General features: G+C 37.6%; 7 protein-coding genes and 1 rRNA gene. 2 read left to right on the top strand and 6 right to left on the bottom strand.

From position 1 onward, the window contains the following. Positions 1 to 90, top strand: a 5S ribosomal RNA gene (rrf, locus tag ACFXN8_RS25940); the annotation flags it as partial. A 172-nt stretch (positions 91 to 262) separates the two neighbouring features. On the opposite strand, the gene ACFXN8_RS25935 is transcribed toward rrf, so the two are convergent. The 4 genes from ACFXN8_RS25935 to chrR form a co-directional block, all read right to left on the bottom strand. Then, entirely contained in the window at positions 263 to 727 is a 465-nt protein-coding gene (locus ACFXN8_RS25935; RefSeq protein ID WP_376078498.1) for a GNAT family N-acetyltransferase, read from the bottom strand. Between the two features lie 700 nt (positions 728 to 1,427). Then, entirely contained in the window at positions 1,428 to 1,601 is a 174-nt protein-coding gene (locus tag ACFXN8_RS25930) for a hypothetical protein (protein WP_197141129.1), read from the bottom strand. A gap of 432 nt (positions 1,602 to 2,033) precedes the next feature. Beyond that, complete coding sequence (locus ACFXN8_RS25925) at positions 2,034 to 2,504, bottom strand: peptide-methionine (S)-S-oxide reductase (RefSeq protein WP_376078492.1); 471 nt, start codon at positions 2,502 to 2,504, stop codon at positions 2,034 to 2,036. Positions 2,505 to 2,644: 140 nt separating this feature from the next. After that, positions 2,645 to 3,376 carry a class II chromate reductase ChrR gene (gene chrR / locus ACFXN8_RS25920; RefSeq protein ID WP_386848265.1) on the bottom strand — a complete coding sequence of 244 codons (732 nt, stop codon included), beginning with the start codon at positions 3,374 to 3,376 and terminating at the stop codon, positions 2,645 to 2,647. 283 nt (positions 3,377 to 3,659) lie between these two features. Between chrR and scpC the strand changes: the two genes are divergently transcribed. Then, on the top strand, positions 3,660 to 5,180 hold the full coding sequence (gene scpC, locus ACFXN8_RS25915; protein ID WP_386848264.1) for a succinyl-CoA:acetate CoA-transferase ScpC: 1,521 nt from the start codon (positions 3,660 to 3,662) through the stop codon (positions 5,178 to 5,180). 206 nt (positions 5,181 to 5,386) lie between these two features. On the opposite strand, the gene ACFXN8_RS25910 is transcribed toward scpC, so the two are convergent. Together ACFXN8_RS25910 and ACFXN8_RS25905 are read right to left on the bottom strand one after the other, a co-directional pair. Further along, positions 5,387 to 6,868, bottom strand: coding sequence for a DASS family sodium-coupled anion symporter (locus ACFXN8_RS25910; RefSeq protein ID WP_386848263.1), 1,482 nt, complete (start codon positions 6,866 to 6,868; stop codon positions 5,387 to 5,389). 180 nt (positions 6,869 to 7,048) lie between these two features. Then, positions 7,049 to 7,681: a glycerol-3-phosphate acyltransferase gene (locus ACFXN8_RS25905; RefSeq protein ID WP_386848262.1), complete on the bottom strand. Its 633-nt coding sequence runs from the start codon at positions 7,679 to 7,681 to the stop codon at positions 7,049 to 7,051. Between the last annotated feature and the right edge of the window lie 154 nt (positions 7,682 to 7,835).

Raw genomic sequence — 7,835 nt, 5'->3', positions numbered from 1 at the left:
ACCCGTTCCCATACCGAACACGGAAGTTAAGCTCTTTAGCGCCGATGGTAGTTGGGGGCTTCCCCCTGTGAGAGTAGGACGTCGCTAGGCACCTAAAAAAGTCGAGGATTTATTCCTCGGCTTTTTTGTATGCAATTTTTTAGTAAGTTAACTCTACCTCATTAGTTGAAGAAGTGTCTCCAATACCAACAGCAAAGAGACGTTATATAAAAAAAGCCCAGGCTCAAAATTAATTGAGTACTTGGATTTTGGTATTACACTATCAAATTGTTTTAGCCATTGTTATATTCGTAATTTCATAACCCATTTTTTCATATAAGCCACGTGCAATTTTATTATGACCAAAAACGTTGAGACCAATTTTATTCATACCTAATTCTTTAGCAATAATTTCAGCTTCTCTCATTGCTTTCTTGCCATACCCTTGCCCTTGATATTGCTCAAAAATCACAAAATCATATATAAAACCTTCATTAGGATTTGTAGGCGCTTTTTGTGAAATCCAAATCATTCCAACTAGGATATCGTTGTGAAAGATAGAGAATAAATGATTATTCTCGGTCTTCTCATCTTGTGGTAGTAGTCGTTCAAATGATTCCCTCGACAAGTCAAGCGCTTCATCTTCACTCCAATTTCCGGAAGCAATCTTGTCTTTTGCATAGTCTTCAATTGCATAACTGATATATTGTTTGAACTCTTCTTTGTTCATAGGTTTTAATGTAATCAATTTATTTTCCTCCTATTCTATTTTTAAATTTTAACATTTTTTCAAAATTTCTCACAATGATACCTGGAGCCGGTCATTGTTTTTGTTATTTGCTTCTACGCATTGATCAAAATACTTTCTTTCCTGTAATTTAGTAAACAGTTTTTATAAATATGTTTGATTATTTTTTTGTAGCTCTTGTTCAACTAAAGCACCCGTTAGCCATCCATGTAGCGCAAAAACCAGCGCTACACCACAGAGAATGAAAGATTATTTCGTTCTTTCATGGGAGTTTAATAAGAACAGCGACGCTTCTTCCACAATCGCGCCCGATTGTTGAATATCGGTTTTCAATTAAAGGCCCTGTACTTGAAGTATAGGAATGATGAATGATAAAAAATGCAGTTTGTTTTAATGCGCCAAATATACAGATTTTTATTCAGATAATACACTCTACATAATCTTGAAAAGTACTATCGTAGCCCTGTTTATATATTTGCATAAAAAGCTGTATAAACAATATTTAAAGGAAAATCCAAGAAATGTTGGTTTAACAGTATTTCTTGGATTTCGGTCTCTCTCCAAACTTTCATTTGGGAACGTTTATTATGATTGTTTTGTATAGCTTATAAGTCCTTGTTGCACTAAAACGCCCGATTGCTTAAGAGAGTATTGGTACAAATAGAACGTCAAGAAAAATGTCTACCGATATTAATGTGTATTAATGACCTATATTATCGTTGTTACCACTAAGTGGTTCTACTACTTCTCCATCTTTATCTATTACAATACTGTCGGTTTCCTTATTAGCCTCGGTCAAAGACCCATAATAAATAAAAACACCAAAAGTAATGATAGCTATCATTGTTAATACTATAGAAATTCTCTTTTTCATAAAGTAGTCATCTCCCTACATATAAATTTATTTTGTTCTAATTTTAATATACACTTTTTCCAATCTAATCCAATAAAAGCACAGCCCTTATTCAATAACTACACCCGTTAGTGGAAGTATAACCTTCCCAAAGCGTCGTTCGGGGACATTTCATAAAAGAATGTTATTCAATAATCTGGCCCGATTGTTGAACACAAGTTAAACAACGCTATTGAACTAACCTGCACCGTTAGTTCAATAAAGAAAAAAGAGCCGCAAGTGCAACTCAATGATCTTTAATTAACACCACCGTTAGTTTAAGAAGAACCGAGATGCTTATTAAACAATCGCGCCCGATCGTTGAAAATGATTAAACAGTTCTGTTCCCCTTATTATATGGTAAAGCATTTCTGAAAACTATAAATCCCATAAACCATCTTTTAATAATTTCTCTTACTTATACCTATTTAATATTTCTTCTGGAATATGACAATAATCATCTGGACATCTAGCTAACCTATCTTGATGTTCTTCTGCACTTCTCAAATAGTTTGTAAGAGGTAATACTTCAACGACTATAAGGTCACGATCATTTCTCTCACCAAGAAACGCCTTCGCCTCATTCAAGTGTTCAGACTTTTCACTATATATTCCTGTTCTGTATTTCTCGCCAACATCCTGTCCTTGTTTATTCAAACTGTATGGATCAATGATTTCAAATAAATATCCCATTAATTCCCTGATTGTTACAACTGTCGGATCAAATCCTGTTTTTACACATTCGGCGTATCCATCGTAATCACCCTCAAGTGTATGGCTTGTTCCATTAGCTCTTCCTGCTTCTGTAAACTTAACTCCAGGTAAAGTTTTTATAAAAGCTTGTACTCCCCATAAACATCCACCTGCAATATATACTACTTCCATATTGACGCTCCTCTTTGTTTAAAAAGTCCATTGATTTAATCCCTTTGATTTATCGTAGCTTTTAGAAGCCAAAGAAAACTGTAAGAAAAAAGTGAAGTTACTATCATGCGATAGGAACTCCACATAGCTTGTTGACGAGATTATTTCCAATTAAAACCCTTTTTCGCTAAGAAATCTTTGATATGAGGACGGCGTTGTTCAATTAAAAAATCCGCCATTTGCTTTGTCCAGTTATCAATTTTTCGATTGGATGAGCGATTATTATAGTATGCTTCCATTGTGTCGTTGTAAGCTGGTAAAAGCGCCTCGTATTTTTCTGCATTGTATTCATTTTCATGTAATACTGCTGCAACAGGTAAACGAGGTTTTACTTCATTGCGACGAGCGGGAACCCCAATTGTTAAGCCGAATAGTGGGAAAACATAGTCAGGTAGATTGAATAATTCGCTGATTTCTTCAGGCTTATTACGCACGCCTCCAATGTAACAAATTCCATATCCCATAGATTCTGCAGCAACGACAAAGTTTTGCGCGAATAATGCTACATCGGCTACTCCAACAAGTACGTTTTCTGCGGAATCAGCGACAATGTCCACACCTTCTAATTTGCCTGCCGATTGAAGACGTTTGAAATCAACACAGAAGACAAAGGCACCGCCAGAAGTTTCGTATTGACGAGGATTACCAGAGAGTAACCCTAGTTTTTCTTTTTTGTCCTCATCTGTTACCCAAATAACACTATAAGCTTGCACAAAATGTGATGTAGCAGCCATTTGTGCAGTAGCAATTAATTCTTCAATAATTTCCTTTGAAATCGGATTTCCATCATAAATACGAACCGAAGAGTGGTTACGTAATAATTCTTTAACCATTTATTAAATCTCCTTTTCCTCTTTGTATATATCAAGAGCATATCACGCTTTTTCTTCAAAATCGAATTTTTTCGATATTGAAGTTATTTTCAGATAATTTGCGAATGCATAAAATATCTCGTAAAATTAAATATTTTGTTAGTTATAGATTAAAAATTCTAAATAGTTTAAAATTATGTGTGAACAGTTTATTTGGTTAGATTTCTAATAATTGGATGACTATACCAGGAGGATTAAACCGAGTAATCTAGTTAAAAAATAAAGTAGGATGGAGGAATAAGGAATGGCAGAAAAGTTGGCGAAAAAGCTTCGTAATGAACAGCTACGGAGCAAGGTTGTAACAGCAGAAGAAGCAGCATCTTGGATTAAGGATGGGATGGTACTTGGGATGAGCGGGTTTACACGCGCTGGTGATGTTAAAGTGGTACCTCTTGCACTTGTGGAAAAAGCTAAAAAAGAGAGCTTCCAGGTAGATGTATATACAGGTGCATCACTTGGCCCAGAAGTTGACCAATACTTAGCGGAAGCTGGCGTTATTCGTAAACGTGGACCTTTCCAAGCAGATGCCGGCATTCGTAACAAAATCAACAGTGGTGAAATCACATTTGTTGATGCGCATCTATCACATAATGCGGAGTTAGTACGTCAAGGTATTATTGGTCCTATTGATTTTGCGATTATTGAAGCAGCTGCTATTACAGAAGACGGCTTACTAATTCCTACAACTTCAGTTGGTAACTCTCCGATTTTTGTGCAAGAGGCAGACCAAATAATCATTGAGTTGAACGTAGCTCAGCTTGATGAATTAGAGGGTGTCCATGATATTTTTATACCAGGACTACAGGGGGAACGTGATCCTATTTCATTACAAAATGTATCCGATCGGCTTGGCACAATTGGTATACCACTAGATTTAAATAAAGTAAAAGGCATTGTGATTTCAGATATTTTAGATGCGCCATCAACGATTGTTCCTGCGGATGAAGAAACGGATATTATGGCTAATCATTTATTAAATTTCCTACGCGAAGAAATTAAAGTAGGTCGTTTAACAACAAGCTTAAGACCTATTCAGTCGGGTGTAGGCTCAGTAGCCAATGCCGTTTTATTAGGTTTTAAAGATTCCGAGTTTGAGAACTTAGAAGTATATTCAGAAGTACTGCAAGACGCGGTATTCGAATTAATTGATACCGGAAAGGTAAACTTCGCATCTGCTACTTCTATTACACTTTCCGAGGAAGTTGGAAATAGAGTTTATGGTAATTTTGAAAAATATACAGATAAACTAGTATTACGTCCGCAAGAGATTTCTAACCAACCAGAAATTATTCGCCGACTCGGGTTAATTTCTGTTAATACGGCATTAGAAGTGGATATTTACGGGAATGTGAATTCTACACATGTTTCTGGCACAAAAATGATGAATGGAATCGGCGGCTCTGGAGACTTTGCGCGTAATGCACGATTAGGTATTTTCGTCACGAAATCTTACGCGAAAGGCGGAAATATTTCTAGTATCGTTCCAATGGTATCGCATGTAGACCATACAGAGCATGATGTAGACGTCATCGTAACAGAGCAAGGAGTAGCAGACCTACGTGGGCTTGCTCCAAAAGAACGGGTTAGGCTCATTATCGATAACTGTGCACACCCAGAATATCGTGAGCAATTATGGAAGTATTTTAACGATGCTAATGAAGCGACTGGTGGACATCATACGCCACATATTCTAGAAAAAGCGCTCTCATGGCATGTGAATTACGCAAAAAATGGTACGATGAAGAACCCAGCCTTATCGAAATAATAAATCGAAAAAGCCTTGAAGGACAGTTGATATGTTCCTTCAAGGCTTTTAGTTGTTAAGAACGTATTTCGCGGAAAGCTCGGGTCAAACAAGGTCTCTAAGTGATCGGGTTGATCCACAAAGTGATCAGGTAAGCCGACAAAACGCTCAGGTGGCCACCGAAGTGAACAGGTACCCACAGAAAAGCCTGGCTACAAATTTCCTCCTTACAATAATCCAATCCATTTCCAATACGTTGCGGAGAATAGAAGAACTAGGATGTACCCAATAATCGTTAATGGGATACCAGATTTTAAGAAATCCTTTGTTGTAAAGGCTCCTGTACCATAGGCAAGCATATTTTGCGGTGCACTAATAGGTAAGAGGAAACCAAAGCTAATAACGAATTGTTGCACGATAACGAAACCAACCTGATCGACATTAGCCGTTAATGTTGAGGCTAAAACGATAAATACTGGTATAAGCGCAGATGCTAAGCTTGTTGCACTCGCAAAGCCTAAATGAATAAGAATGTTAAATAAAGTGACAAGCGCAATTGTTGCAAGAATTGGCATAGAATCTAAACCGAGTGAACCGAATACTTTATCAGATAACCAAGATGCACCTTTAGTATTAAGCAAGACTGTTCCTAGCATAATTCCTACTGCAAAGACGATAATTGTCCCCCAAGGAATATGAGGCTCAACTTGCTTCCACGAATAGACTCCGATTTTTGGCATTAATAAAATGGCGATTGCAACGATTGTGACGGTTGTCGTATCGAATGGGTGGAGTTTGCCCTCTGTAGCCCAGAAAAATAGTAAAACGACCGATGTGATGATTAATCGAATTTCGGGAGCTTTTAATGGACCAAGTTCCGCAAGCTGTTTTTTGATTACTTCTTTACCACCTTCGATATTACTTGTTTCAGGCTTAATTAGTGTAGTCATAATGAAAAATAGAGCCACTGACATGATGATTGAGAAGGGGGCAGCGTAAAGCAACCAAGCACCCCAAGAAATATCAACACCAAATTGTTCTTTGATGAAATTTAAAGCGACCATATTTTGAGCTGCTGCCGTCTTAATACCGATATTCCAAATGGAGACAGCTTGTACAGAGGTAATGACAAGTAAAGCAGCAAGTCGACTATCACGTGGTAGACCAAATGCTGCTACCATTCCGAGTAGTATTGGCACAACTGCGCCTGCACGTGCAGTGGCAGAAGGGACAAAGAATGCAAGTGCAATAGATACTAAAATAGCACCGAATACTATGGCTTTCGTTTTTGTTCCTACTAGTGAAAGGATCCATAGCGCAAGACGTTTATGTAAATTGGTAATTTGCATGGCTGCCGCTAGGAAAAGAGCTGCGGCTACTAGTGCAACTGCTGAATTACTAAATCCGCTTAATGCTAATTTTAATGCATCTGATGTTCCTAGCACTTTCGTTGGATCTTCCATTGACGGAGCTAACCCTAGTAAGATTGTGACGAGAGCAATAATCATGGCAGAGCTAACGGGATAGGATACTGCTTCTGTAACCCAAAGGATGACCGCGAAAGCTAAGATAGCCAAAGCCCGTTGTCCTGCTATAGGTAAATCGCCGCTGTTAGGTAAAAAAGTTATGACGATTAGTGATGCGAATGCTAATGCAATCCAGAGTGGCTTCAAATTACGTTTCGGTTTTGCTTGTTCAGAAGTAGACATACTTTCTCACCCTTTCTAGTATTTTCTATAACATCGACTAGTAGAATGCTTTATTAAGAAAGTAATTTGTCTATTTATTGTAAAAAAAACTAGTGTGTGAAATGCTCTCTATTTATAGCGATAATGGGCAGTTACGAGAAAATACGCGGTCATAGAAAAGACAATAATATCCAAAATATATTATTTTTTCTTTTTAAATGCTGAAGTAACTTTAGGCTCAGTTCCTAGCATCAATCGTTTAATATTTTCGATATGCAAAATGATGGCTATACCAAAAAGAAGTAGGGCTATAATCGTTGGGTATATTCCAGGAATCCATAAATATGTGGCTATACAAAAAACGAGATAAAATACAAGTACACCGATAATTAAATAGTTCGTCAGGAAAGATAAAATAACAAATAAAATGAGTGCAAATAAGCCGATTTTCCAATCAGTCGCAAGTAATATTCCTATGATTGAAGCGGTACCTTTGCCACCGTTGAAGCCCATATAAAATGGGAAATTATGACCAAGAATGACACCGGTAGCTACGATATAGGTAAAGAGCCAAACGTGTATTTCTGTTAATTGTGTTAGATCTGCGAGGTAGGCATGTGCACCGATAATAGCGGCAACGCCTTTACCGATGTCGATAAGTGCAACTAATACGCCGTATTTCCATCCAAGGGAGAGTGTTGCGTTAGAGGCACCTGCATTGCCATATCCAGTCTTTTTTAAATCTACCCCGGATAAAAACTGAGCAACTTTAGAGCCGTGAACACAGCCAATTAAATAACCAACAAGAAGAAAAATAATAACGGCTTTTATCATAAAAGTCCTCCTTTCTAAATAATAAGCTCATGACCAAAATGTGTGGTTGATTTCCGTTTCGACTGGGCGCTTTGTTGCTGCCGCTTCGCTTTCGCACAGATAAAACATTTGCCGCTGACGCTTCGCTTTCGCGCAGAGCAGAGCTTCCTGGGGG

The organism is Lysinibacillus sp. NPDC059133 (assembly GCF_042755925.1).
Lineage (GTDB): Bacteria > Bacillota > Bacilli > Bacillales_A > Planococcaceae > Lysinibacillus.
This window is presented reverse-complemented; position numbering and strand designations above follow the sequence as displayed.